This window comes from Bacillus sp. TL12, assembly GCF_022625245.1.
GTDB lineage: Bacteria > Bacillota > Bacilli > Bacillales > Bacillaceae_G > Bacillus_A.
This window is the reverse complement of record NZ_JAJJBY010000229.1, coordinates 1-369: the sequence shown is the minus strand read 5'-3', so window position 1 is coordinate 369 and position 369 is coordinate 1. Positions and strand designations below refer to the sequence as shown.

Below are 369 nucleotides of genomic sequence, written 5' to 3'. Positions count from 1 at the left end.
CAGACATGGTACAATTGTAAACGACACCTAATATATCAAAGACTGTTTTCTTCTCATATCTATGAGATTTTCGCCCGTTTTGCTGTAGGAGGTTGAACAAGCGAATTAGAATCTTTGATAGCTCTTGGGTGTCTTTCTGTATAGCTTGGAAAAGAAGAAGAAAGTAATCTTTAATCATATATATGGCCTTATATTCACTCAGTTCTCGTTTCTTTTTTCTAAGAAGTAATTGCCGCATTTGAAACATGGTAGAAGAACAGAGTAGAATGGCAATCAGTTGCCCATACAAATGGCATTCCAACCGTTCTCGTTTTATCTTTTTACAATGATGAATATGAAAGAATGATTTCCACGTTTTAAATAAAATCT

At 34.1% G+C, this 369-nt stretch carries 1 pseudogene; it reads right to left on the bottom strand.

What is annotated here, in order from left to right:
* Positions 1 to 369: pseudogene (locus tag LOK41_RS28700) on the bottom strand (IS4 family transposase); the annotation flags it as partial.